Source organism: Flavobacterium bomense, from assembly GCF_003970355.1.
The window spans coordinates 1-1,020 of the sequence record NZ_RYDJ01000289.1 but is presented as its reverse complement, the minus strand read 5'-3'; the positions used below and the strand labels follow the sequence as shown (position 1 = coordinate 1,020).

Below are 1,020 nucleotides of genomic sequence, written 5' to 3'. Positions count from 1 at the left end.
GAAAATAACTTTGTTTCCGTAAAAGTTTTTATAAATATTTCTGGTGAGATTATAGTTTTGATTGAATCGTTCCGAAAAAGGTTCCCAAACCATTACATTATCATCAAAACGAATTTGAAAAATAGATTTACTACCTGTAATATCGGCAAATTCTGTTATTTTATCATCTGTGTAATAAGGAAAGATAGCAAATTCAGCATTTTTTCTACCCGCAGTTAACCCACCATTACTGGAAATAAACATCCAATGATCGGAATCACTTACAATACTCATAAAAAAGGACGCATCTTATCGCAATTGGATATTTTATAGAATTGCTCGTTTTCGATTGTGATTATATTAATTGCTACAGTGTTGTTTGTATTATCCATTTGGTGTTCATTTAATGAGGTTGAACTTTCTCTCATCGTTATTATTATTTAAAATTGTGTTACTTTGTTTGGTTTTATTACTTATAATTAAAACAATTATTTACAATAGAGATATTCTATCTATTGTAAATATTGTTTTTCGGAATCAAAACAGTTTTATCAATACTTTTTGAATCTACATTTCTAATTTTATTCGTAAACTCGAACATAATCAACCAACATTGTTTGAGGAAAAACTGTTTCGCTGTTAGGTGAACCTGGTAAATTGCCTCCAACAGCAATGTTTAGTATGATATAAAAAGGTTGATTAAAAACCCATTCGCCACTGACATCTTTTGGAGTAATTTGGTTGTATAATACATCATCAACATAATAGTTGATGTAATTTTCTCCCCATTCGATTCCAAAAATGTGAAAATCGTTATCAAATCTATCATTAGGTAAGGTGTACGCTTTAGTGATTGCTTCACCACCTGAATAACCTGGCCCATGAACAGTACCGATTACTTGAGTTGGTTTACTACCCAGATATTCCATAATGTCAATTTCACCACATTGTGGCCATAAAACAGTATCGGAATTTGCACCTAACATCCAAAATGCTGGCCATAATCCTTTACCCAAAGGTAATTTTATACGAGCTTCAATT

The 1,020-nt window shown here is 31.2% G+C and carries 1 protein-coding gene and 1 pseudogene; both read right to left on the bottom strand.

The window, feature by feature from the left end; genetic code table 11:
• A pseudogene (locus tag EKL98_RS17385) lies at nucleotides 1-371 on the bottom strand (hypothetical protein); the annotation flags it as partial.
• Nucleotides 372-560: 189 nt separating this feature from the next.
• The coding region (locus EKL98_RS17380; RefSeq protein WP_148104486.1) for a glycoside hydrolase family 16 protein at nucleotides 561-1,020 on the bottom strand (460 nt) is incomplete at its 5' end.